Genomic DNA, 22,029 nt, shown 5'->3' on the forward strand with positions numbered 1-22,029 from the left:
GCAATGCAAAAACGGCGACCAATGCTCGTGCAAGTCGGCAGTTCGCCGCCAAGACGCGGTTGAAGCGATTTGCAAGAGTTTAACCACGCTCATCTCGCGAGATACGAATTTGATTGAGTCGGTCGTGCTTAAAAGCCAAGAGTTGGACGCCAAGGCGGATCAGGGTTTAGACGAGCAGATTTCTCTTTCTCGAAAGCAGTTGTCATTGCTTGGGAACCGAATCAACGACCTGTTCGACATGTCGGGCGAGGGGACGGACGAGGACCGGAAAGAAACCAAGACTCGGCTTCGAGCAGCCCAGGCTGATCGCAATGCAGTTCAAAGCGAACTCAATTGCTTGCAGCGTGTAGCGGAGGGCACGACAAAAACTCTAACGGTTGAACAAACTCGTCAGCAGCTTTCGGAAACGTCGGATTTGCTCGCTAGGGCGGCATCTGGAGATCTAGGCGAAGACGCTGTTTTCAAGGGACTGGACATCTTTCGTTCGCTCACCGGTGAGAAAGTGCTCGTCCAGGTCGAACGCCGTGCAAATCGCAAACGCACCAATGTGCGTAGTTACTTTCGGCCTCAACTGATTCGCGGATTCAGTGCACAGACATCTCAAGTTGTTTCGGCGAGTGACGACGCCGTGATGGTCTGGCTGCGTAAGCCCCCGCGTTTGGACGCGATCGCCGAGCGGGTCCATGAACTGATTGACATCGAACGAATGAGTCACCGTGAAACCGCGAAGCAACTTCAGCGTGAGGGGCACACAGTGAACTCCGGAAATGTCTGGTACAGCTATCGTCGCTGGTACGAAATGCAGGAGATGGAACCACCTACGGTGCCCTACAACAACGGCAAGAGACGGCGATCCACATACCCCACCGGATCGAAGCATTGACGAAACGCCTCGCTAAAACTGCGAGGCGTTTTTTACTAGCGCAACATACCTTCCAACCGGAGTGACCATGCAGCAAACAGACAAACAACAAGTCAATCAAAACGAAGAGACAGAGGCCAAACGAGATCAACTCGCTGAAAACTTGGCTTTCTTGATCGTGCAATCTCACCGACATGACCAACAACTTCGTAATCTGCCGAAAAACGGAGTTGAACACGGCACGAGCTAAATTAACAGCAAAAACGCGGCATATTACATGAGGGATCACTTAGCCCTCAGTAGTTGCATCTACAAACCATTCTACCAAAGGAGGTGACGATTTTGGCACATCTTGCTCTTGCGTGTCTTTCCGTTGCTTTGCTTCTGGCAGTGATTGCACTGGTCCGGGAGCGGCGACTACGCCAAGCATTGCAAACTATCTTGAACCGACTCATTGAACGCTGGAGGTCCAATGCGAACAAAAACCATCCTGCTCATTCCACTCGCGATGATCGTGACTTTGACGACGATCGGCTGCGAGGAGAATGAGAACCGTCGGCTTGCTGATATGTCAGAGCGGCATGAGCAGCGACAAGCTGAACAGAATCGCCAAGCGACAAAACTACATCGTGACATGGTTGCACTTCAACATGACGTTCAGTCTGAACGGGCAGAGATCGGACAACAACGCGATGCCCTTGAGACTGAGCGACACTCCTTGGCCTCGGAACGTCGATGGGACTCGCTTGTCGCAGCTGCTATCACGAACGTCGGTCTGCTAATTGCTTGCTTATTGCCACTTGCTTTGGCTTGGCTACTGCTCGTTCGCCCACCGGAAACTGGGGACGAACAAGTGATTGTGGAAATCATGCTCGATGACCTCACGGCATCGAGGCCACTGCTCTTGCATCGTAGTCAGGAAACATCACCGCGACATTTGACCGATCACGATGAAAAATCGACTTGAACAAACCTCCAACAGAAAGGAAAACACTTTGTCACACATCGTCACGATCACGACCGAGATTCGCGATCCGGTCGCTTTGCGGGCATCTTGCCGTCGACTTGAACTCGACGAACCGGTGCATCAAACCGTGAAGCTCTTCAGCGCCGAAGCGACTGGATACTGCGTCCAGTTACCTCGCTGGCGTTACCCCGTCGTCTGCGACACGGATTCGGGAACCGTTCACTTCGATAATTTCGAAGGCCATTGGGGCGAACAGTCCCATCTCGATCGACTGATCCAGCGGTACGCGGTTGAGAAATCCGTATTGGAAGCACGCAAGCAGGGTCACTCGGTGACCGAACAACCGCTCAATGATGGATCAATCAAGCTCACGGTTCACGTTGGAGGTGCGAGTTGAAAACGATTCAAATCACAGTCGCCCCCTCCGGCGAAACGAAAGTCGAAACCAGCGGTTTTTCAGGAAGCGAATGCCGAGAGGCGAGTCAGTTCTTGGAGGCCGCCTTGGGTGCGAGACGCTCCGAAACGATTACTGCGGAATTCTACGCAGACCAATCACAATCCGAAAATCAAACTCAACGGGAGGGATAATCGACACACTGAACAAAACTCAACCACTACTTTCTAGAAACAATGATCACGTTCGACTGCTCATGGTGGTCGAAGGCACGAACGACATTGAGTTCTTGCGACGCATCTCATTGATGCTCCATGCCGATGACAGTCGCCTTCCAAATCTGGCGGAGATGGAACGGCAAGGGGAGTTGATCTTCGTGCCGTTTGGCGGCGGTCATGTGCGAGCTTGGGCGGAGCGACTCGCTCCGCTCGCTCGTCCTGAGTTTCATCTCTACGACCATGAGCTTCCACCGGAAACCGAACTTCGATTGGAAGCCGCTACATCCGTCAACCTGCGTCCACGATCCAAGGCAGTTCTCACCAAGAAACGGTGCCTCGAAAACTACCTGCATCCAGACGCCATCCTCGCTGCTGGCGGTATTCACGTCCAGTTCGACGCCTTTGATTGTGTCGCCGAACTAACCGCTCGTGAACTTTATCGACAGCGTCCTGGTGAGATTGCTTGGCAGTTGCAGGCTCGTCGTTCGCAAAGCCGTATGACGAATCGTGCGAAACGATGGCTCAACACGAAAGCCGTTGAACAGATGACGCCGGCGATGCTTGGCGAGCAAGACCGCGACGGCGAAATCACTACTTGGATGCTGGCGATCAACGAACTGCTCGCATCCTAAATTCCAACCCAATCCATAGGAATAACTATGAAACTATCTGAACGCTTAGTTGAACTGGTGCGAGCCTGTTTCACCGGCATCTGGATCGAGTCCCATGAGCACGACGATGCGTTGCTCGAAATTAGCCAACTCTGTCGTGAGCAAGAGTGGCGACTTGCCACCTGGGACATCGACCAAGGATTGCGTGTTCGCGGCAGCAACACCGTGGACGATGGCGGCGCGGCGGACCCTTTGGCCGCAATTCGTGCGATGAAGTCGCTCGCGTCGGATGAAACGGCGTCTTTGATTGTACTGACCAACTTTCATCGCTTCTTGGGTTCGACCGAAGTCATGCAGGCTCTGGCGAGACAAATTGTCGACGGAAAGGCCAGCCGGACAATCTTTATCATCCTGTCGCCGATCGTTCAAATCCCCATCGAGCTTGAAAAACTGTTCATCGTCGTCGACCATCCGTTGCCGACCCGAGAACAACTCAAAGAGATCGCCGAAGGCATTGCCACCGAAGAAGGTGAACTTCCTGGCGCCGACCGTCTCGAAACGGTGCTCGATGCGGCAATGGGGCTGACTCGTTTGGAGGCCGAAAATGCTTTCGGGCTGAGTCTGGTTCGAGATTCCGCGGTCCAGCCAGAATCCGTTTGGGAACTGAAGGCGAGCATGCTCAAGAAGTCTGGCCTGCTTCAGCTCTACAAGAGCAATGACGACTTCACTTCACTCGGCGGGCTGGACAGCTTAAAGGCGTTTTGCAAACGGTCGCTGCTCCAGCACGGGCGTGACAACCCGTTGAAGCGTCCTCGGGGCGTACTGTTGCTGGGTGTTCCAGGAACCGGCAAGTCGGCATTCGCCAAAGCACTTGGCAAAGAGACCGGGCGGCCCACGTTGATCCTCGATATCGGGGCATTGATGGGGAGTCTTGTGGGCCAGACGGAACAAAATGTTCGTCGGGCGCTGCAAATCGCAGACGCCATGGCGCCCTGCATTCTGTTCATTGATGAGATCGAGAAGGCTCTCAGTGGGGCGGCGGGATCGGGGCAAAACGATTCGGGTGTGTCGTCTCGCATGCTGGGCACGTTGCTCAGCTGGATGAATGACCATACCTCGAACGTCTACTTGATCGCGACCTGCAACGATATCACGCGGATGCCTCCGGAACTCTCTCGCGCTGAGCGGTTCGACGGAATCGTTTTCCTCGATCTGCCGCAGCGTGACCAGAAAGATCGAATTTGGAACCAGTACATCACCATGTTCGGGATAGAAGAGGAGCAGAAGCGTCCGGCCGATGAGAGGTGGACCGGCGCGGAAATCCGTGCTTGCTGCCGACTATCTTCCCTGCTTGACATTCCGCTTAAACAAGCGGGGTTGAACGTAGTTCCCGTGGCAGTCACGGCAACTGAATCGGTGGACCGTTTGCGGCAATGGGCCAGCGGGCGTTGCTTGGATGCGGAAAAGTCTGGAATTTACCAGCATGATGCCAAGCCACAATCGCGACGCCGGGTGTCGCGTGCCAATCCGTCTCAGAATTGAGGCGTTTTAACGTGCTCACTGAAAACCAACTCGCCACGATCCGGGCAGCACTGCGATTTTGGAAGGATGAGATGGCTCGCGCAGACAAATCCACCACTCGACATTACTTCGATGTCTCCCCGCATCCGGTGCTAACCGCTGACGAAATCGAAACCCTTATTGATCGGCTTCGATCTGACCCGCTCAATTTGTGACACCAACTCAAACAAAGGAGAATCCATGAGCACCATGCTCGAAGATCGAGTGACCCAAAATCAGCCAACACACGGCACGCGGTTGCAAGCCGAAACGACCGCCGCGCGGTTGCACATCCGCTGGCCCGGCACTCGCAAGAGTCTCAGTCGTGACCAGAAACTACAAGCGGCCGGCGCGTTCGACGCCGACAGCCGCACGCTCTCGGCGGCCAAACGTCTCTTCGACACATCGCATCCTTCGTTCCGCGCCGTCTCGGCGATCAAGTCCAAGGCGAGTGCATTGTGGAAAGGCATGACCTTGCCGTACATCGAACCTGGCGTCCGGTTGTTACGCCGCGGCGATGTTTCGGAGTTTGACGATCGAATGATTGTCATCCAAGTGGAACTTAGCGACGCCGTCGACGAACTCGACCTCAGTTTCGCGGAACTCGTCGATCAAGCCCGCAATCAACTCGGGCACCTGTTCGATCCAGCAGACTATCCCGACTCCGTCTCGGATCTATTCGGGATAACCTGGGATTTTCCGTCGGTCACACCGCCTGCGTATCTGCGGACGGTCAATCCGCAGTTGTACGAACAAGAATGCCAACGTGTGAAAGCGAAGTTCGCTGAAGCCGTTGAACTGGCTGAGCAAACATTTGCCGAAGAACTCTCGCAGTTGGTCGGTCATCTGGCCGAACGCTTGTCCGGCTCAGTGGATGGGAAGCCGAAAGTCTTTCGCGACTCTGCCATTGCCAACCTAAATGAGTTCTTCGGACGATTTCAGCATCTCAACATTGGAAGCAACGACGATCTCAATCAACTAGTTGAGAACGCAAGGCAGGTGATTACTGGAGTCGACCCACAAGATCTACGAGATCGATCGTCATTGCGCGAACGAGTGGCTCGCTCTTTGACCGAGGTCGAAACGAGTCTCGATGAGTTGATGACCGATCGACCGCGTCGGAACATCATCCGAGGTCCCCGGTGAAGACCATCGATTTAGTCGTTGCAACTAACGGCGAGACTCAAATGATTTTCGATGATCGCCTCGATCTTCGCTCAGTCGGTTGCATCGCAATCCGGCGTGGTTCACACGTGGAGCCAACTCTCGACGGTCAATGGACCGCAGATCTTTCCCCGGTCGATGGTCCGACACTCGGACCTTTCGACAAACGTAGCGAAGCCTTGGCAGCAGAAGTGGCTTGGCTTCAGCAGAATTGGCTAACTCGCTCGCGAGGGTAGCCGTTCCATTTTTCCGTTATCGCAAAGCCCCGATTGTTTGACTTCAAGTCAGACGGTCGGGGCTTTTTTCGTTTCCCCTCTCAGTAAGGAACCTATCCGATGAACCAAAACGAACTCAATCGTGCCGTGGCTGCTGCTACCGGAGACACTGTTTCCGCAGTTAAACGCCTCGGTTTCATGCTTCTTGACCCTGCCATTCCCATCGACGACCCGACCGATCCCGTGCACGGCGGTCGCGTTATCGACTGGGATGACTTCGACCTCTTTCGCGAGGAACTCGATGAAGGCCGCTTCGATCCCGAAGCCGCACTCTGCTAACGCGATGAAAGCTCATCGTAATAAGCAACCAAACGTAACGAGCCGCCGCTTTCCCATTCGAGGGCAGCGGCGGCTTCGTTTTCCCAAACGCAAGTTTACCTCCCAAAAACCCAAGAGAATTAAACATGAAGGTACTCCTCATCTCCAATGACGCTGGCGGCTACGCCCACCACGTCGACGCTCCCGAAAACACCACTGTCCAGCAGATGTTCGAGCGACATGTGGGCAGGTTCCATGCCGACAGTTATCTGATCCGTGTCAATCGGCAACCAGCCCCCGCGGATCAAGTGCTCCGTGATGGCGACCGCGTCTCATTCACGCCGCTCAAGATCGAAGGCGCGGTCTGATTCCTATGTTCATTGCCCAGTCGGGGTGGTTTGTTTGCAAGTGGCTGACCATCGCGACTGGGCTTCTTTTGGAGCCAATGTCATGAAAAACGAAATCGAGCAAGACTACCGGACAGCAGTCGAAATCCTAAACTCGCTACAAGGTGTCCAGGCTCCCAAGGCAATGACTGCACTGGACGAGTCGTTCGATCAGTGTCGTCGCTGGCGGCGACGGTTTGAGGCTTCCACCGCAAGGAACTGGAACGCCGCAGCAAAGGATGCCACCGACCGACTGCGAGGGGCACTTGATGTGCTGCGAATACGGTCGACTCACGCGATTGACGAACTGAATCGTCTTGCTAAACCACGCCTCGAACCGACGGTAACGTCCGTCTATCGAGAGATCGAAGCACTCCGCGGCGAGTTCAAGAGCGTCACGATTGATCGCGCAAAGCAACGTCTCACAGTCCAGACATCGAGCATCTCGCTTGAAGACGTTGAACTCGGAAGCTTCGAGATCTGCTTGAACTGGAAGTTCATCAAGGAGTCGTCCCCGTATGAAGTGATCGCAGTCGAGCCGAACTGCCCCTCATCCAATGACAGCGTTACGCATCCTCACGTGCAAGGCGAAACGCTTTGCGAAGGGGAAGGGGCGGACGCGATCCGGCGATCGCTCGATGAGGGACGCATCTACGACTTCTTTTGCATCATCGATCACGTACTGCGGAATTACAACCCCGATTCAGCCTACGTGCAAATCGAAGATTGGAACGGAGTCAGCTGCAAATCATGTGGCGACAACGTCGACCGAGACGAAGTCGTCGGCTGCTGCAAATGCGAAACCGAATTATGTCCCGATTGCAGTACCTCCTGCGAATCCTGCGTAGACCGGTTTTGCAATGAGTGCATCTCGTCCTGCGAAAGCTGTGGCGACGATGTTTGCCAAACGTGCCTGAAGTCGTGCGACGACTGCGGCAATTCTTTCTGTAACACCTGTCTCTTTGAAGGAACCTGTGATGATTGCATCACCAAACGAAACGAAGCGAGTGAAGAGGAATGCGGAGAAGCCGAGCAAACGGTCGCTGCGGTTCACACCGTACGCGATGGCAAAGTTGCTGTACCTGCGTGATATCGGCCCCACCGAAGTCGGTGGATTCGGCATCTCCAACGCCAGCGACCTGTTGCTCGTTGAAGACATTCAGCTTGTCGAACAAGTTTGCTCAGTTGTCTCGGTCGAGTTCAACGACGACAGCGTTGCCGACTTTTTCGACGAACAAGTTGACGCCGGTCGTCAACCAGAACAGTTCGCGAGGATCTGGATTCACACTCATCCAGGTGCGTCGCCGTCTCCAAGCGGCACCGATGAAGAAACGTTCGACCGTTGTTTCGGTGGCGTCGACTGGGCGATAATGCATATCATCGCCGAGGAGGGTAACACCTACACGCGAGCACGCTTCAACGTCGGCCCAGGAACGGAGCGAAGACTACGATGCCGTACCGAATTCGATACTGAGTTTCCGGCCTCCGACCACGAAGCTTGGTTCATTGAATACTGTGACAACGTGACTGTCTACGATCCGTTTTCCTCACGTCACACGCTCGCCGAAACCTTCGAGGATGCCGACTGGTGGGAACGGAACGCTTCGGCAGCCGATCGGTGGAGCGATCGCCTGTTGGAGGCCAACAGTTGAACGCAATCGCCGATCGTTTTGAACGTCAAAGCCAACTGGTCCCGATGGACCGGTTGGCTGAAGTCACCGCAACAGTGATCGGCGTCGGCGCGATCGGACGCCAAGTCGCACTTCAACTCGCCTCGATCGGCACACCGAGAATCCAACTGATCGACTTCGATAGCGTTGACTTGTCCAACACGACAACGCAGGGCTATCGAAAGCACGAGGTTGGATGGGCGAAGCCTTTTGCGACGTCGCAAGCCATCGGCGAAATTGACCCAACCATCGAAGTCATTCGATTGGAAGATCGTTTTCGTCCGCGCCAAGAAATCGGCAATGCCGTCTTCTGCTGCGTCGACTCTATCACGGCGCGGACGGCGATCTGGCGATCGGTTCAATCGCGTATGGGATTCTGGGCCGATGGCCGGATGCTCGGCGAAGTGCTGCGAGTCCTTGCCGTCACCGACCGCGAATCCGAAGCTTACTACGCTTCAACACTCTTCGCCGCATCCGAAGCCCAACAAGGAACCTGCACTTCACGAAGCACGATCTACGCCGCCAGCATCGCGGCGGGCCTGATGGTCCATCAGTTCACACGCTGGCTCCGAAATATCCCGACCGACGCTGACACCAGCGTTAATTTACTGTCCGGCGAATGGACCGTCAGCGACGCTTCCTAACGAAACGAATGGGGCATTAGCATTCACCAAGGCACCCAACCCCAACACGTATTCGTAAGGAGGACAAGTGGAAGGCCTAGCCAGATGGATCATCATCGGCCTCCCTGCATGGTGGTTTTACGAAACCGACAAGCGCACCGGCAGCCGTAAAGGCTACAACGTCGGACGTAGCGGAAACTGAAACCAACTTCGTCAATACAGACAACGGGAACGTCGTGGCCGCCCTTCGAGGCGGTCATGGCGTTCTTTTTTCTAGCTATCAGCCACGAGCGAAAAAGTGACTCGTTCTGTCTACGGTTTTGAACCTAACTCTCTTGCTCCAGGAGTCGCAAGTTAAGGAGAGACAGTGAACGGCATGAGGTAGTTGTCGGCTAATACACACGCACGTACCGGAGACTGCACGAGCAATCGGCTGCATTCATGAAGTAGTTCGCTCGACGAAAGCTGCGATTCGCACAACGCAGTCACGAACGCTCTCGCATCGGAAATCAAGTTCGTCAACTTCACGTAGGTCAGCGCAAATGTTTCTTCGGCTGACGCCGCCTCGGTCGCTAAGCTCCTTGGATGCATCACGACTCGTTGAAACGAGTACTCAGGATAGTTTGCCGAAAACCATTGGGAAGCGACTAGCAGTTGACCATGATGTCCTTTTTTAAGAGCGTTTGCATCTTTCTTTCTGCTCTTCGCCTCAATTTCCCAAGCTCGCTTCCCTGGAAACAGCCACAACACATCCGGTCCGACTCCATGGTCGTCGTGTCGTTCCGTTACCAATCCGATCATGGAGCCCAAGTCGGCGAGCGCCTTCTCGAACTGCGTAGCCGATGCGCCCTCATGCAAGAATGCAACAGTATCGTCGAAGGACTTCAGAAAACCGCGGCGTAGATGATATCCCTCGAACTGCGACACGACCTTGCTGGCCTGCTCGCTGGGTGTTGCGAGTGGTTGGTAGGGGGGACAGACCTTTGGGCGTAACAAATTGCGGTTGCTCGCATAGGCCCGCTGTTGAAGTGACTCAGCACGCTCGCGATTCCCCCAGTTATCCGAAATTCGTGCCGCAAGTTGACTCAGCCAACCAGATTCTGAGCGGTCCGCGGAATCTAGCTGGTCAAGCACTTTCTCCAGCGTAGCAATCGCTTTCTGATGATGACCATCGTGCCACAAATTCATCGCCTTTCGTTCGGCAGCGACCCCTGTGAAGTCGTTGGATGTTTCCGATGCCTCGTCAAGCCGTTCCGCGAGCGTCTCCGCGTGATACTCTGTCCAATCGGTGTCGCGTGAATAACTTCGATTAATGGTATCGCGTAGTTCGGGCAGGTCAGATACTGCTCGGCTGATCTCAATTCCCATTTCCATCTGCGCCCGAGTTGCGTCGGTAAGTAAGCGGAAGTTGGCGTCCTTCGCAATCCATCCTGCGATGTCTGCTCCGTGAAAAATGACGACACAGTGGTCACCCGAGCCTCTCGCCCCTCGACCAATTCCCTGTTCGATTCGCTGCGCAAGCATTCGCATGATCGTCGTTCCGCCATGCAACGCAGCAGCTCGAAAAAGTTCATAATCCGATGTTCCGTTTGGCAGACCACTCAGAATCAACAACCTGCAAGCGTTTCCGGGTAAATCCATTCCGTCATAGCGATTCGCGAAAACAACAGGTCCGAGCCTCTCGCCATTTTGCATCGCCTCCACAATCGCTTCAACTTCCGCAGAACCTTTGGCAAATGTACTTACATCACGCCACTCTTCGGCTGCATTGTCTGAAGGTGCAAGAATGGCTACTCCGAAGCCTTGGCCAGCCGTCCATTTGGCCAACTCCGCGATGACGTCACGTGTTTCAATGCGAAACGGTAGCAAATCGGGAATTAGTACCATTCGTTCGCTGACGCCGGCCAACGACTTCGACTGAATGGGTGCGGCAATTGAAATGGGATCAGCGTCAAACGTCCGAATGATATCGCTGTCATTCGAGATAGTCGCCGACATGTATACTCGACGTTTAGCCTCTGTAAATGTAGGGAACATATCGACTAAAGGAACAATCGACGAAATCGTGAAGTGATCGCAACCAATCAGTGCATGACAGAGGTGCAACTTGTCACGCAGCAGTGGCCACTGAAAGGCAAACTTTTCAGACTGGGGACGAAGAATCTCACGCACGTCCTGAGCTCTCTGATGCCACGCCCAATACGGGACCTCGAGGACGGCGTAATCGTTTCCAGAGACGACATCGTCAAACGATCCGATTCACTGAATGACGACCGAAACAGACTCGTCAAGCTTTCGTATATTTCCCGGTCGTTGTCACGGCTTACGGAAAGAGTGAACGCGTCGCGAATAACAGAAAAAGCCACGTGAGCATCGTCAAGAATGATGGCTTCAACTTCCTGGGGAGTTCCACCACCTCGGATCTTGAACTTACTAAGTCCATTGAAAAGGGCGTTGTAGGTGCCGACCATAAGAGCTGAACCGTTGACAAACCGCTCATCAAGCTCCACCCTTTTCGTGTAGGGAACAGCGGCGATTCCAAGCTCAGTTGCTTTTGTGAGGGTCTGTTTTACCAATTGAACGGTTGGAGCTAAGTACAAAACTGAACCACCAGTTTCGTTCATCGTTGATTGTGCCAACAAAAGTCCAACCATCGTCTTACCACCGCCAGTGTGCAGTTTCAGAACCACGTCTCGTTCACTGCGCCGGTTGAACCAATCGTTGAGTACATCAATTTGGCTTGCGTAGAGATCGTTAATGCCCTCAGGCTTCGGCAAACGTCGAAAGATGTCGTAGGGCAGTATCGGCTTCGGCTTTTGCTTTTCGGTCCGAAGTTTTCCAAAGTCGACCATGATCTATCTCTTGTGCTCGTGGGATAACGAATTCCCCCCAGCCCCAAGAGACGGAACTACTTGCATTCGGGTTCGTCGTTCTGATTTTGCAAAAAGAATCGTACAATGACGCGGATGGGCTGCCGAGGGGTTCTTCACGAACCGTTTTCCCTCGGTGTGTGTCTTACTGCCATTGCGCTACGTTATGGAGAACCTTTTTGACGATACTTGCTCGCCCTTGGATGGTGTCTCTTGACACCGCAACGCTTTCCAGAGTTTCAAGCGACTTCTGGGCTGCTGATTCAGCTCGACGTGAAAACTCGCAGACATTTGTGCGGTCGCTCACCGAACTTGGCGTACATGTCGTTCTCTCACAGTCGCACTTGATTGAATTGCTGCGGCACGAGAATGACGACGTCGTGGCGAAACGTCTGAAGTTCATTCAAAAATTACCGCTGGTCGCGTCACCTCGCCCATATCTGGACGTAAGTGGCGCGGGTTCAATGGCATGTATCGCCACGCATGAGTTGCACGCCTTCATTTACGACGACTGCAAAGACCCAGTGAGTATTTGCAGCAGCGTTCGGGAAGGACTTTGGCAAACGGGAACCGGCGAGTCATATGTTGGTCGACTGGAAGATTGGAACCCACTCATTCATGCCGCACGCGCCACGATCGAGCAAGATCGTGTGATTGCCACCGTTTCACGAATTTCTCCGCAATGTAGCTCGATGCCGTTAGGCCATTTCCTGTCCATCAAGCCCGTCCCCAAGATATTGCGCAACCATCGGTTTCCGCAGTTCACTGACAAGCTTTTGCAATCAGTCCGTCGCAATGGTGATAAGCGACTCTTGAATCCAGATAGCGTGGCACACAATCTCGCGACTAGGACGCAAGCACGAATTGATCGGCTTGATGATGACGATGGTGACTTGGTCTACAAACTCCTGTCACAATATATTGTTCCGTCATCACTGCTGCGAGCGGAAATGACTCTCGGCGGACTTGGTGACCTCGATCTTCTCGCTCGTCGATTGGAGGTGATTGGCGACGCCCTCGTTGGAGACCCGCAGGTCGATCTTGAATCGGTTCCACCAGGAACGCTACCGACCCTAACGCTTGATCTTGAATTGACCAAGAGGCAGGTCGCTGCTGAGCGCGTTAGTGGCAGTGACCTTGGAGACGGCCACCTTGCCACTCTCGCTCTCTACGCTGATGTCACCGAAGTTGACAAGCGAACTGAAGCATACCTACGTCAGATTCGGAATTCGGGCGGACCGGTGAGTCAACTGATAGGCCATACCCTAAAAACCACAGACTATCCCGGATTGGTCGATCAAATTGCACGTCATTTGTCATCGTGAATGGCAACGCTGCGTTTTGAAGCCGAGGCGTTGAACAATTGCGGCGTTTGAGCAAGCACACACGACGTTGCCTGCCATTCACGCGATTCCCCTGACATTTGTGTCCCCGTCATACGCAAAAAACTCAACCATACCCCAAACAGTTCTATGCAAAAGTTGATCGAGGCATTGAGCAAGGAGCCTGCTCGCTTGAAGCTCGTGCTCATGCCCGTTACACGACTATTAATCGAATCACCAGTCACGATCGGGAAGTATCACATATTCCCTCCGGAATACGTTTCTCTGGCAGAATTGCGACCGGTGCCGAACGCAACGCTTTCATCTGGTCAGGGTGACGGGCTCATTTCCCTATCTGGGCAGACGCTCCGCGAAGTAAAGACCTCAATCACGGGGTTTGGACTCGATGTGCTTTCGGAATCGCCCTTGATTGGATTCGTCACGGAAATCAACTGGACCGAATTCTTGTCATCGGACCACGAGCACGATCGACAACTGCTACACGAGTGCGTTCGTAATGCCAATCGTGCGTTCGACATTCTGCGTTTCGACCACTGTCGCCTGGACATTCCAGCAACACTTCCGGGGCGGATCGGATCTTGGTTGGAAATGCCAGGTTTCATTGGTGCAATGATCTACACGCTAGAGGACCATGAAAGTTACTTGATCGCGTGCGAATCGGATTGCCCTACTTCCGTCACGAAGGGGATCGGATTAGATTTGTTTGGATATGAGGTAGACGACATTCCTGACGCATCCGATGGGGAAGTGTCATCCATCGCGATTCACGCTCTTTCTCTGTTCGCAGAAGTGCTGGAAGCTGGAAGCGAAACGGTAAAGTTTGTGAGAGCTATGACGCTTCTCGAATTCCTCGCAACGCCCGATGGCTTTCGCAGTTGGAAAAAGTTGAAAGGCGACATCGTCTGCCATGTCGCACATGACAAAGCAGACTACCACCGCCGGTGTCAACGATTCGCGGAACTCACGTCCTCCGAATCGCCTTCCGGTGAACAGACCGGACTGAGGACGCTGGTCGTTCATCACGGCCGATATCTGGAGGAAATCGTACCAGAGGGGAGCAACCGGGCTTTGCTGTTCAGAGAGCTTCAAGAATTCATCAGTGGAGTTTTATCCGATATGCTTGATCGGCCGACAATGTCCTGGATTCAATTCTGTGAATACCGATTGACCATGAAGAAAGCGATGGGTGTCGCATGACACTAGTGGTCTGTGACACCTAAATATTATGGTTTGCGTCGGATCGATTTTCCGCGATGCTTGGCAATCTCTTTTCAGTTTGTCGCCACGTAGGTCGTCATGAGCACCAAAAAGTTTCTCGTCGAGTTGTCCGAGGCAGAACGTGAAGTTTGCCGCCAGGTCGTAAAGAAGCTAAAGGGAACGAGCCAAAAAGTAAAACGGGCCAACATCCTTTTGAAGGTTGACCAGGGATGGCCAGATACTAAGATCGCCGAGGCACTGGACTGTCGGACGAAGACGGTTGAAAATATTCGCAAACGTCTCGTCCAAATGGGGTTCGAGAAAACTCTTGAACATGCCAAGAGAAACACTCCTCCGGTGGAAAAGATTCTTGGCGGTGAGCAAGAAGCTAAAATCATCGCAATGCGATTGAGCGAGCCACCTACGGGGTTTGGTAAGTGGACGCTGCGACTGCTCGCTCGCAAAGTCGTTGAACTAGAGATTGCTAATGCGGTCAGCTACCAAACCGTTCGTCGAACGCTAAAAAAACCAAATGAACACAAAGCGGAATCTCGAGTACTGGGTCATTCCGCCCAAGGCCAACGCCGAATTCGCGGCACACATGGAGGACGTTCTGGAAGTGTATTCGCGGCCTTACGACCCCAAAGTGCCGGTGTTGTGTATGGACGAACAACCCATTCAGTTGGTTGAGGAAACGCGACCCCCGATCCCGGCAGCACGCGAGCATCCCAAGCGAGTGGACTACGAGTACAAGCGTGCCGGAGTCGCCAATGTTTTCATGTTCGCCGAGCCGCTGGCTTGTTGGCGAGAAGTGATGATACGCACTCACAAAACGAAACTAGACTGGGCCATTGCGATGGCAATGCTTTTAGAAGGTCACTACGCGGATTGCGATAAAGTGATCGTCGTTTGTGACAATCTGAACACGCACACAATCGGCGCGTTCTATGAAGTTTTTGAACCATCACGTGCCCGCGAGTTCGTCAGTCGGATTGAATTCCACTACACGCCCAAGCATGGCAGTTGGCTGAACATAGCCGAGAACGAACTGAGTTGTTTAACTAGCCAATTTGTTTCGGGACGTCGCATCGGAAGCGAGGAGGAACTCCGGGAAGAAACAACGGCATGGCATAACGAAATCAACGCAACGCGGCATCGACTGGCAGATGAAAATCGACGACGCACGCATCAAACTAACATCCATCTACCCTAAAATTAAGCTGTAACAGACCACTAGAACCGTTTCTAGATGTCGCGTGATCGAGCTGCGTCGTTTTGCATTTTGACTCACCCATCGGAAAGTTCATGGTGCAGGGATTTCCCGGCAAAATCTAATCCGCCAACATTTCCTGTTGACAAACCTCGCGAAATGACAAAGAATGTCAACAGTTGACGTTTTCAGGTATTTCCTCCGTTTTGTCAACGCAGGGTTTTCATGGTTGGCGATCGCATCAAGCAAATTCGACTGGCACGAGGACTGACATTACAGGATGTAGTCTCGCGTTTGAGCCTGCGCGGAGTCGAAATCACGCGAGCGGGGCTTTCCAAGTATGAGCAAAACAAAAGTCTGCCGGGACAGGGGTTTCTCGCGATTTTGGCCGAGGAATTGGGGTTCCCCACGAGCGTATTTCTTGAAGACGGGCTTCCGCAGTTCAAGTGGCATGGTTTCCGCAAGCAAGCCAGGATGACAAAGCGATTGCAGGACCATGTGATGGCCGAGGCTGCGTTTCGCGCCGAAGCACAATTGCGTTTGGAACGTCTCCTCCACCCTGGGCAACAATGTGATTTTCCTTCACCCCAAGTGCCAGAATCGCTGAGTGATGTCGAACGAATCGCAAAGGAGGCTCGTGAACACTGGTCACTGGGGCTCGGCAGTATCCCTTCACTGACCGGAGTCGCTGAGTCGTTCGGGATGCTTGTCGTTACGCATCAAGGCAAGGAACGGAATCGCGAGTTTGATGGATTGAGTGGTTGGGTCAATGACGAGATCCCTATCGCCGTCGTTTCCGCGAGTGCGCCCAACGACAGGATTCGCTTTACGCTGGCACACGAGATCGGTCACCTTGTTCTTACATGTGATCACCTCAGCGAAGCGGACGAAGAGGTTCATTGTCATCGCTTTGCGTCATCATTTCTTGTTCCCGATACCGTCCTGCGAGAGGAACTCGGTCAGAACCGACGGCGTATTGCGGCACGAGAATTCGCCGAATTGAAACGCAAGCATGGATTGAGTATGGCCGCACTTGCTCGACGGGCACGCGACTTGGAGATCATTTCTCAGTCACAATACACGGCGATATGCAAAGAGTTTTCGCAGTTTGGCTGGCGAAAAAAAGAACCTGTTGAGTATGAAGTTGACGAACTCCCGACACGCTTGCATCAAATGCTGCTTCGCGCTCTCGCTGAAGGCATTATTTCGGAGTCGGACGCCAACCGGCTAATGCCTGGCGTTGCCGATGGCATGCTCTCCAGTCGCGTCCATCCGTCACGTGAATTGATGCGACGTCCGCGAGCCGAGCGAAGCGATTTTCTTGCTCACGCAGCGGATTGCGTGCATAAACTGTACTCAAAAGATTCTGAGTTGACCGACTTCGATGCGTTCACGGAGGAAGTGTAAAGGATGGCTAACATCAATCCGCTTCGTGGAGAAGTTTGGAATGTCCGGTTCGACCCGTCTGTCGGAGCTGAGATCCAGAAGGTTCGACCTGCGGTCGTGATCAGTGAGGACGCGATCGGAAAATTACCGTTGAAAATTATCGTACCCATTACAGATTGGAAGTCTGCATATGGCCAAGTCCCATGGCTTGTGCGAATTCAGCTGGATGCAGTGAATGGACTCCGCAAGGAATCAGGTGCTGACGCATTTCAATGCAAGTCAGTTTCAACCAATCGTTTTGTGAAGCACCTTGGCCGACTGTCCGCCACTGAGGTCGAAGATATCGCGTCAGCAATCGGGATTTGCATTGGCGTTCAATAACCTAGTCAAAAGAACCAATTGAAATGTATTTTCCGATCTTGAAAGGGTGCCTCGGCGAATGGATTGCGCTTGAAAATGTTCCGGCGTCAGTTCGCAGTTCCGTATTTCCGACAATCGAGATTCCGCCTGTCGAATCAACGTTCGAGGAGGAATTGGGCGTCGTGACAGGACAGAAGAAATCAGTCGCGGAACACGTTCGGCATTTTAGTAAGGCGATGACCAAGCACCTCCCGCAGCATTGGGAGTTTGGTTTGGATGCGAAGCGTTGCTTTCGCGATGACAAAGCTCACGCGAATATGTACCAAGATCTGGTTGCGTCAGCTTGGGCGTCACGCCATTTGGCCGTTCCCGTCACCGGACTGGGCCGAAGCAACACTTACCAGCATGCCATTCAAGAGTTGCTGCAAACGAACGGCGGAAAGCTAGTTTTGAGATTGTCGGATCAAGAGTTGTTATCGCCTACGGCAACTCAGCGGCGAATCGACATGTTTGCGCAGACATTTGGCTGGCGTTTCGATCGACTCACTGTGCTGATTGATTTGGAGCAACAAATGAGGCTTTCGCTGGGACCGATACCGATTGCCTACGAATCCTTTGCTGAGGTGGGGGCAAACATCAATGACTTTGCTGAGGTCGCGATCGTCATGACTTCGATGAACGACCGCGTCACGAAGGAATTGAAACCCTTTCAAACCGCAGATGTTGCCCGCGAGGACTTGGCAATCTGGAATCAGGTCCGTGCGATTGACTCGGGGGTACGTCTGCCCCAATTTGGCGACTACGGCGTCAACTCGCCGATGTACGCTGCCGTTGACTTTCGAATGATGACTTTGTGCGGAAAAGTTCGCTATTCGCTGAATGATCGTTGGGTCATTTTTCGTGGGAAGAAGATTGAAAAGGACGACAACCAGTTTCACCGACTAGCGCAAATGGTCACCGAACACTCGGAGTATTTCGGAACAGATACAAGTTGGGGCGATCGACAAATCAGCGATTGTGCAACTCTCCGAATTGGACCGGGAACACTGAGGAACTGGGTAAGCTACACCTTGAACCATCATCTCACGAATATGCCGCGATTGCTCGCCAACGCTGCCTAGCACCGATTGTAAGTGAAGCTAGCGGCCCAAGTTGCTCTGGTGACAGTGCCTCTGCAAGCTGTTCTCGCATTCTTCGGCGTCCCGACAGTGGCTTCTCATCGCAACACGACTCTAGTAACTCCTCAACTTCGGATGCCCAAAGCAAATCGGCGATTGCAATGGACTTACGCAGAGGCGAATAGTCTGCGTCACGTAGCAATTCGCAGGAGCTTTCGCCGGACCAAAGAATGATTCCCCACCAAGGGCTTACGAAACGTTTTGCCCATGAAAGCTTGTCTTGTGGGATAACGAGCCAGGTTTGACTGAAGGTGAAGTCATAGAATTGTAAACGACGGCCTTCGCTTGCAACTGATTGTGGCACGCAACGATATCCCAGCAGGTCACTGGAGATCCCGACGACGTCTGCACAGGCTTTGCCACCGCAAAGCATCATTTTTGTCGTCCACGACTTGCAGTTGCTAGCAACAAAGCAAGGTCGAGGGCCGTCGAGTAACGTTGCGTTGGTTGTTTTGTTCATACCTCGGAACCTACCAAAATTGGTACACGAGGCGGAAGAGCGAGTGGTGTACAGTCAATCGTGCCGAGATACTGATTCGCGTTTGGGAACTCAACATTCGGCAATTTCATACCGGGTTCAAACGCAGTCATTCTGGCCATCAACTATGCATCCGAAAGGACACGATCAATCGAGGTCTGGAATTCGAGATGGACGCTTGGAACTTGAATGGAGTAGCGTTCGACCAAAGAAAGGGCTTCCATGGCCAGACTTTCGAATGCTGGAAGATCCAATTGGCGCACAAGAGTAGTAGCCGCACTTTCATGCTGTCGAGACATCCGATTGATCGCGGCAATCTCGCATTTTTGCGACTTGTGGTGACGGGGCAGAAGAACTGGCTGTTCAAAGGTTCGGTGTTCGCGGGCGATCGAGCTGCAAATTTAATGACCGTCGTGGGGACGGCGATCTGTAACGACTTGGACGTGAGTGCATACTTGCATGAAGTGTTGCAGCGAGAACTTGACGGGGAGACGGATTGGGCAGGTCTTGCGCCGTACGCCTGGAAAGTAGTCGCCCCAGAAGCAATTCGAACGTACCGCCAAGACGAGCGTTGCCAGTCCGCCGACCGCAATCTCACCCGCCGCGCCCGCCGCCGTTTCACCAAGTAACCAAGCCCCCAACACAAACTGGTGCTCAAGTACGGTTACTTACATCTGGCAGAAAGTAGCGGAGCGATCGACGTATCGGCAATCGAGCCACTCTCGCATATTTAATCTCGAGAGCGGACGATCTACCACGGCACGTAGAGCCGGCGCAGAATTGATCCAAGGCCACTGATGTTGTGTTCTTTCTTTCCTAAATCAATCACGACCCAGCCGCTTTTTAGCTCCAACTGCCAGTCACCGAAGGCAAGGCTTAACACTGATTTCCCGGAGGTTAGCGTAAACTCGGTATCCGAACCAAAGCAGACGATTGATCGTGCATCGAATGAGCGGACGCCCTCGGTACTTTTGGTCAACACTTCAACCGAGCGGCTATTCGATTCGTAAAACACTGTGCCGGGGCCGGTGATCCCGTGCAAGATTGTGTGACCTAGAGTGTACGCAATCACCGATGCGCTCAACTTCAAACCCGTGAACTGAGCACCTACCATGCCGACAACACGTCGCATCTTAGAGTATGCGACCTCGCCTTCGGCCAGTTGCACCTGGATGAGTTGCCTCCCTTCGCTGGCAGCAATCTTCGCCGAAGTGTTTCCTGGAATTGCCTTGAGTACGAGACGACCAGTCAGCATTCGAGCCAGGGTGCTACGGGTCACCATCGGGGCGGAATGTTCAAGCCGCAGTCCCGTCTGAACGCACCGCTCCAGAATCCATCCAGACTGTCGTTCCGACACCTCGAATTTGTCAGAGGCAACGATTTGCCTATTTAGTCGGCTGGACAATAGCGTACCCCATTTTCTTCATCAGTCGCGGCTACTCGCAATACAATTCCGATGATCACGCGCAGTAACATGAGTAGCAGCGATAGCAGCGCGAGTGCAAACAGAAAACTCAGCAGGTTCACGATCGCCGATCGCCATGTCGAAAGCGATTCAAATGCCAAGTGCTGACCCTCAATCTCATATTTGACATGGTCAACGACTGGGACTCCCATGGCGCACTTGATGATTCCGTCATCCCAAGTGGGCTCACGCACGATTGGCCGGTAACCCGAGGCTCCAGGAATGTCGATTTCGACCGTTTCCGGCATCAGTGTGGCAAGCGACAGGACTTGGTTCTCTAGCCATGTCGTCATGAACAGCCCAGGAATGACCAGTGCAACACAAACTGCAACAGGCACAATGGCTCGCGCGAAAGTGTTCCAGCGAAATGTGTTGGAGATCAAATGAACGAGGGCGTGATTCTCGACGGTCAACCAACCGCCAATCACAACTCCGATAACTATGCCAGTGGCAACCAAGAGGTAGCTTCGCCACGTGAGAAGGCCGGTTGAAAAAGTAGCGAGCGATAGAAAAACGATCACGCCTATCGAGTAAACCAAGACGGTTAGGCCAACGACTAACGGATCTCGATGGAAGCCCAGCGTCTTTGGTCGGTCAAAACTATCTCCGGCGTCAAGAAGTTTTCCAGCGGTTTCGCGTGAACTGAGGTAGAAACCGTAAGCAAACGAAAACGCCAGGACGAAGAGTACCCAGATGCGAGTTGGTTCGCCGGGAAGCCTCATCGAAATCGTGGCTTTCCGTAGTGAAGATTCGTCTCCGTTTGCACTGACCGATCCAGATGATTCGTCGAGCGTCATTATCGGCGTCGAGCTGAAAAGTAGGTTGACGATCTGATGATCGGCGAGTGCCCCAGCGATAATGTCAGGAGAATCATTGCACGTAACTGGGTACGAACTGTTGTCGAAATTCCTGGTTGGCCAGGACGAGAGAAATGGATCTTTCTCGATTTCGCAAAGACGGATGATGCCGGGCGCAGTGTCGACTCGAACGGCAACGTAGTCTTGCTGCGCTCCTTCATCCTTTGCGAACGCATATCGCCTGCCACCAATCCAATAAAAGAACAGAATCATACGATGTGTGACGTATTTGCCTGTCGGCTTTCCGCCTTCTCCTTGTTCAGGAACACACCACCACATGATCCTCATCCCAGTGGCGTTCGGCGCAGAAAGCGTGACCAACATCGTTTCGTCGGCCGATTCCAAGCCAATGGTCCCGACTAAGTGGTCGTTCATGTCGAGATATCGGTCAGGTGGCCGATGCTTGAACTCTACAGAGGTACAGCCTGTCGTCACTGAACACATGACCAAGCAGAACAGCAGCCCGAATGGACTTAAGACTGTCTTAACAAGAAGGCATGGCGGAGTTCGCATGGGCTCGCTGATGGAGTGGGTTGTTCGATCAAACCCAGTCAGCGCATAAAAACAGAGGCGGTGAACCAGGCCAACCCAGACGGCTACCGCCAGGCAGCCACGAAGCCAGCACCAGCCACCGCCCCCTTTCGGGGGCGAGGCTCCGTGCTGCGACTTCGTGAAATAAAGAACCTTTCGGTTCAGT

Annotated in this window: 24 protein-coding genes and 2 pseudogenes; 22 read left to right on the forward strand and 4 right to left on the reverse strand. The window is 53.3% G+C overall.

Annotated features, from left to right (window positions below):
* The 14 genes and pseudogenes from ABD971_RS05215 to ABD971_RS05280 form a co-directional block, all read left to right on the forward strand.
* Positions 1 to 883 (forward strand): annotated as a pseudogene (locus tag ABD971_RS05215) (recombinase family protein); the annotation flags it as partial.
* Between the two features lie 67 nt (positions 884 to 950).
* Positions 951 to 1,112 carry a hypothetical protein gene (locus ABD971_RS05220; RefSeq protein ID WP_345320098.1) on the forward strand — a complete coding sequence of 54 codons (162 nt, stop codon included), beginning with the start codon at positions 951 to 953 and terminating at the stop codon, positions 1,110 to 1,112.
* A gap of 222 nt (positions 1,113 to 1,334) precedes the next feature.
* Positions 1,335 to 1,829 (forward strand): hypothetical protein, encoded by a 495-nt coding sequence (locus tag ABD971_RS05225; RefSeq protein WP_345320100.1) that lies wholly within the window; start codon positions 1,335 to 1,337, stop codon positions 1,827 to 1,829.
* Positions 1,830 to 1,857: 28 nt separating this feature from the next.
* Entirely contained in the window at positions 1,858 to 2,226 is a 369-nt protein-coding gene (locus ABD971_RS05230; protein ID WP_345320139.1) for a DUF1257 domain-containing protein, read from the forward strand.
* A complete protein-coding gene (locus tag ABD971_RS05235; protein ID WP_345320102.1) occupies positions 2,223 to 2,417 on the forward strand; it encodes a DUF2997 domain-containing protein in 195 nt (64 codons plus the stop codon). The genes ABD971_RS05230 and ABD971_RS05235 overlap by 4 nt, the downstream gene beginning before the upstream one ends.
* 95 nt (positions 2,418 to 2,512) lie before the next feature.
* On the forward strand, positions 2,513 to 3,073 hold the full coding sequence (locus ABD971_RS05240; RefSeq protein ID WP_345320104.1) for an ATP-dependent endonuclease: 561 nt from the start codon (positions 2,513 to 2,515) through the stop codon (positions 3,071 to 3,073).
* A gap of 27 nt (positions 3,074 to 3,100) precedes the next feature.
* Positions 3,101 to 4,594 carry an AAA family ATPase gene (locus ABD971_RS05245; RefSeq protein ID WP_345320106.1) on the forward strand — a complete coding sequence of 498 codons (1,494 nt, stop codon included), beginning with the start codon at positions 3,101 to 3,103 and terminating at the stop codon, positions 4,592 to 4,594.
* 219 nt (positions 4,595 to 4,813) lie between these two features.
* Positions 4,814 to 5,758: a hypothetical protein gene (locus ABD971_RS05250; RefSeq protein ID WP_345320108.1), complete on the forward strand. Its 945-nt coding sequence runs from the start codon at positions 4,814 to 4,816 to the stop codon at positions 5,756 to 5,758.
* Between the two features lie 41 nt (positions 5,759 to 5,799).
* Positions 5,800 to 6,012, forward strand: coding sequence for a hypothetical protein (locus ABD971_RS05255; protein WP_345320141.1), 213 nt, complete (start codon positions 5,800 to 5,802; stop codon positions 6,010 to 6,012).
* Between the two features lie 99 nt (positions 6,013 to 6,111).
* Positions 6,112 to 6,330: a hypothetical protein gene (locus tag ABD971_RS05260; protein WP_008691726.1), complete on the forward strand. Its 219-nt coding sequence runs from the start codon at positions 6,112 to 6,114 to the stop codon at positions 6,328 to 6,330.
* 125 nt (positions 6,331 to 6,455) lie between these two features.
* Entirely contained in the window at positions 6,456 to 6,677 is a 222-nt protein-coding gene (locus ABD971_RS05265) for a MoaD/ThiS family protein (RefSeq protein WP_345320110.1), read from the forward strand.
* 82 nt (positions 6,678 to 6,759) lie between these two features.
* The gene (locus tag ABD971_RS05270) at positions 6,760 to 7,785 is read left to right on the forward strand and encodes a hypothetical protein (RefSeq protein ID WP_345320112.1); all 1,026 of its coding nucleotides are present in this window, start codon (positions 6,760 to 6,762) and stop codon (positions 7,783 to 7,785) included.
* Positions 7,760 to 8,347 (forward strand): Mov34/MPN/PAD-1 family protein, encoded by a 588-nt coding sequence (locus ABD971_RS05275; protein ID WP_345320113.1) that lies wholly within the window; start codon positions 7,760 to 7,762, stop codon positions 8,345 to 8,347. The genes ABD971_RS05270 and ABD971_RS05275 overlap by 26 nt, the downstream gene beginning before the upstream one ends.
* Positions 8,344 to 9,009 (forward strand): ThiF family adenylyltransferase, encoded by a 666-nt coding sequence (locus ABD971_RS05280; RefSeq protein ID WP_345320115.1) that lies wholly within the window; start codon positions 8,344 to 8,346, stop codon positions 9,007 to 9,009. The genes ABD971_RS05275 and ABD971_RS05280 overlap by 4 nt, the downstream gene beginning before the upstream one ends.
* A 333-nt stretch (positions 9,010 to 9,342) precedes the next feature.
* On the opposite strand, the gene ABD971_RS05285 is transcribed toward ABD971_RS05280, so the two are convergent.
* Both ABD971_RS05285 and ABD971_RS05290 read right to left on the reverse strand, forming a co-directional pair.
* Positions 9,343 to 10,986, reverse strand: coding sequence for a P-loop NTPase family protein (locus tag ABD971_RS05285; protein ID WP_345320117.1), 1,644 nt, complete (start codon positions 10,984 to 10,986; stop codon positions 9,343 to 9,345).
* Positions 10,987 to 11,072: 86 nt separating this feature from the next.
* Positions 11,073 to 11,840 carry a DEAD/DEAH box helicase gene (locus tag ABD971_RS05290; protein WP_345320119.1) on the reverse strand — a complete coding sequence of 256 codons (768 nt, stop codon included), beginning with the start codon at positions 11,838 to 11,840 and terminating at the stop codon, positions 11,073 to 11,075.
* A 197-nt stretch (positions 11,841 to 12,037) separates the two neighbouring features.
* Between ABD971_RS05290 and ABD971_RS05295 the strand changes: the two genes are divergently transcribed.
* The 8 genes and pseudogenes from ABD971_RS05295 (at position 12,038) to ABD971_RS05325 (ending at position 19,639) form a co-directional block, all read left to right on the forward strand.
* Positions 12,038 to 13,183, forward strand: a complete 1,146-nt coding sequence (locus ABD971_RS05295) for a hypothetical protein (RefSeq protein WP_345320121.1) — start codon at positions 12,038 to 12,040, stop codon at positions 13,181 to 13,183.
* A gap of 147 nt (positions 13,184 to 13,330) precedes the next feature.
* Complete coding sequence (locus ABD971_RS05300) at positions 13,331 to 14,398, forward strand: hypothetical protein (RefSeq protein WP_345320123.1); 1,068 nt, start codon at positions 13,331 to 13,333, stop codon at positions 14,396 to 14,398.
* A 99-nt stretch (positions 14,399 to 14,497) separates the two neighbouring features.
* Positions 14,498 to 14,908 (forward strand): annotated as a pseudogene (locus ABD971_RS36020) (helix-turn-helix domain-containing protein); the annotation flags it as partial.
* A gap of 22 nt (positions 14,909 to 14,930) precedes the next feature.
* Entirely contained in the window at positions 14,931 to 15,611 is a 681-nt protein-coding gene (locus ABD971_RS05305) for an IS630 family transposase (RefSeq protein WP_345320125.1), read from the forward strand.
* Positions 15,612 to 15,833: 222 nt separating this feature from the next.
* On the forward strand, positions 15,834 to 17,015 hold the full coding sequence (locus ABD971_RS05310; RefSeq protein ID WP_345320127.1) for a helix-turn-helix domain-containing protein: 1,182 nt from the start codon (positions 15,834 to 15,836) through the stop codon (positions 17,013 to 17,015).
* A 3-nt stretch (positions 17,016 to 17,018) separates the two neighbouring features.
* The gene (locus tag ABD971_RS05315) at positions 17,019 to 17,375 is read left to right on the forward strand and encodes a type II toxin-antitoxin system PemK/MazF family toxin (RefSeq protein WP_345320129.1); all 357 of its coding nucleotides are present in this window, start codon (positions 17,019 to 17,021) and stop codon (positions 17,373 to 17,375) included.
* Between the two features lie 23 nt (positions 17,376 to 17,398).
* Positions 17,399 to 18,475, forward strand: coding sequence for a beta family protein (locus ABD971_RS05320; protein WP_345320131.1), 1,077 nt, complete (start codon positions 17,399 to 17,401; stop codon positions 18,473 to 18,475).
* Positions 18,476 to 19,180: 705 nt separating this feature from the next.
* A complete protein-coding gene (locus ABD971_RS05325) occupies positions 19,181 to 19,639 on the forward strand; it encodes a hypothetical protein (RefSeq protein ID WP_345320133.1) in 459 nt (152 codons plus the stop codon).
* 122 nt (positions 19,640 to 19,761) lie between these two features.
* Here ABD971_RS05325 and ABD971_RS05330 read toward each other — a convergent pair whose 3' ends face one another.
* Positions 19,762 to 20,265 (reverse strand): hypothetical protein, encoded by a 504-nt coding sequence (locus ABD971_RS05330; RefSeq protein ID WP_345320135.1) that lies wholly within the window; start codon positions 20,263 to 20,265, stop codon positions 19,762 to 19,764.
* Positions 20,266 to 20,399: 134 nt separating this feature from the next.
* Positions 20,400 to 21,707, reverse strand: coding sequence for a hypothetical protein (locus ABD971_RS05335; RefSeq protein WP_345320137.1), 1,308 nt, complete (start codon positions 21,705 to 21,707; stop codon positions 20,400 to 20,402).
* Positions 21,708 to 22,029: the final 322 nt, after the last annotated feature.

Source organism: Novipirellula rosea, from assembly GCF_039541335.1.
In the GTDB taxonomy this organism is placed as follows: domain Bacteria; phylum Planctomycetota; class Planctomycetia; order Pirellulales; family Pirellulaceae; genus Novipirellula; species Novipirellula rosea.

What these genes read in the sequence shown, in the direction of transcription:
- ABD971_RS05220 (WP_345320098.1), top strand. Translation starts at nt 951, where the DNA reads ATGCAGCAAACAGACAAACAACAAGTCAATCAAAACGAAGAGACAGAG.
- ABD971_RS05225 (WP_345320100.1), top strand. Translation starts at nt 1,335, where the DNA reads ATGCGAACAAAAACCATCCTGCTCATTCCACTCGCGATGATCGTGACT.
- ABD971_RS05245 (WP_345320106.1), top strand. Translation starts at nt 3,101, where the DNA reads ATGAAACTATCTGAACGCTTAGTTGAACTGGTGCGAGCCTGTTTCACC.
- ABD971_RS05250 (WP_345320108.1), top strand. Translation starts at nt 4,814, where the DNA reads ATGAGCACCATGCTCGAAGATCGAGTGACCCAAAATCAGCCAACACAC.
- ABD971_RS05255 (WP_345320141.1), top strand. Translation starts at nt 5,800, where the DNA reads ATGATTTTCGATGATCGCCTCGATCTTCGCTCAGTCGGTTGCATCGCA.
- ABD971_RS05260 (WP_008691726.1), top strand. Translation starts at nt 6,112, where the DNA reads ATGAACCAAAACGAACTCAATCGTGCCGTGGCTGCTGCTACCGGAGAC.
- ABD971_RS05265 (WP_345320110.1), top strand. Translation starts at nt 6,456, where the DNA reads ATGAAGGTACTCCTCATCTCCAATGACGCTGGCGGCTACGCCCACCAC.
- ABD971_RS05270 (WP_345320112.1), top strand. Translation starts at nt 6,760, where the DNA reads ATGAAAAACGAAATCGAGCAAGACTACCGGACAGCAGTCGAAATCCTA.
- ABD971_RS05275 (WP_345320113.1), top strand. Translation starts at nt 7,760, where the DNA reads ATGGCAAAGTTGCTGTACCTGCGTGATATCGGCCCCACCGAAGTCGGT.
- ABD971_RS05285 (WP_345320117.1), bottom strand. Translation starts at nt 10,986, where the DNA reads ATGTCGGCGACTATCTCGAATGACAGCGATATCATTCGGACGTTTGAC.
- ABD971_RS05290 (WP_345320119.1), bottom strand. Translation starts at nt 11,840, where the DNA reads ATGGTCGACTTTGGAAAACTTCGGACCGAAAAGCAAAAGCCGAAGCCG.
- ABD971_RS05300 (WP_345320123.1), top strand. Translation starts at nt 13,331, where the DNA reads ATGCAAAAGTTGATCGAGGCATTGAGCAAGGAGCCTGCTCGCTTGAAG.
- ABD971_RS05305 (WP_345320125.1), top strand. Translation starts at nt 14,931, where the DNA reads ATGAACACAAAGCGGAATCTCGAGTACTGGGTCATTCCGCCCAAGGCC.
- ABD971_RS05310 (WP_345320127.1), top strand. Translation starts at nt 15,834, where the DNA reads ATGGTTGGCGATCGCATCAAGCAAATTCGACTGGCACGAGGACTGACA.
- ABD971_RS05315 (WP_345320129.1), top strand. Translation starts at nt 17,019, where the DNA reads ATGGCTAACATCAATCCGCTTCGTGGAGAAGTTTGGAATGTCCGGTTC.
- ABD971_RS05320 (WP_345320131.1), top strand. Translation starts at nt 17,399, where the DNA reads ATGTATTTTCCGATCTTGAAAGGGTGCCTCGGCGAATGGATTGCGCTT.
- ABD971_RS05325 (WP_345320133.1), top strand. Translation starts at nt 19,181, where the DNA reads ATGGACGCTTGGAACTTGAATGGAGTAGCGTTCGACCAAAGAAAGGGC.
- ABD971_RS05330 (WP_345320135.1), bottom strand. Translation starts at nt 20,265, where the DNA reads ATGCTGACTGGTCGTCTCGTACTCAAGGCAATTCCAGGAAACACTTCG.
- ABD971_RS05335 (WP_345320137.1), bottom strand. Translation starts at nt 21,707, where the DNA reads ATGAACGACCACTTAGTCGGGACCATTGGCTTGGAATCGGCCGACGAA.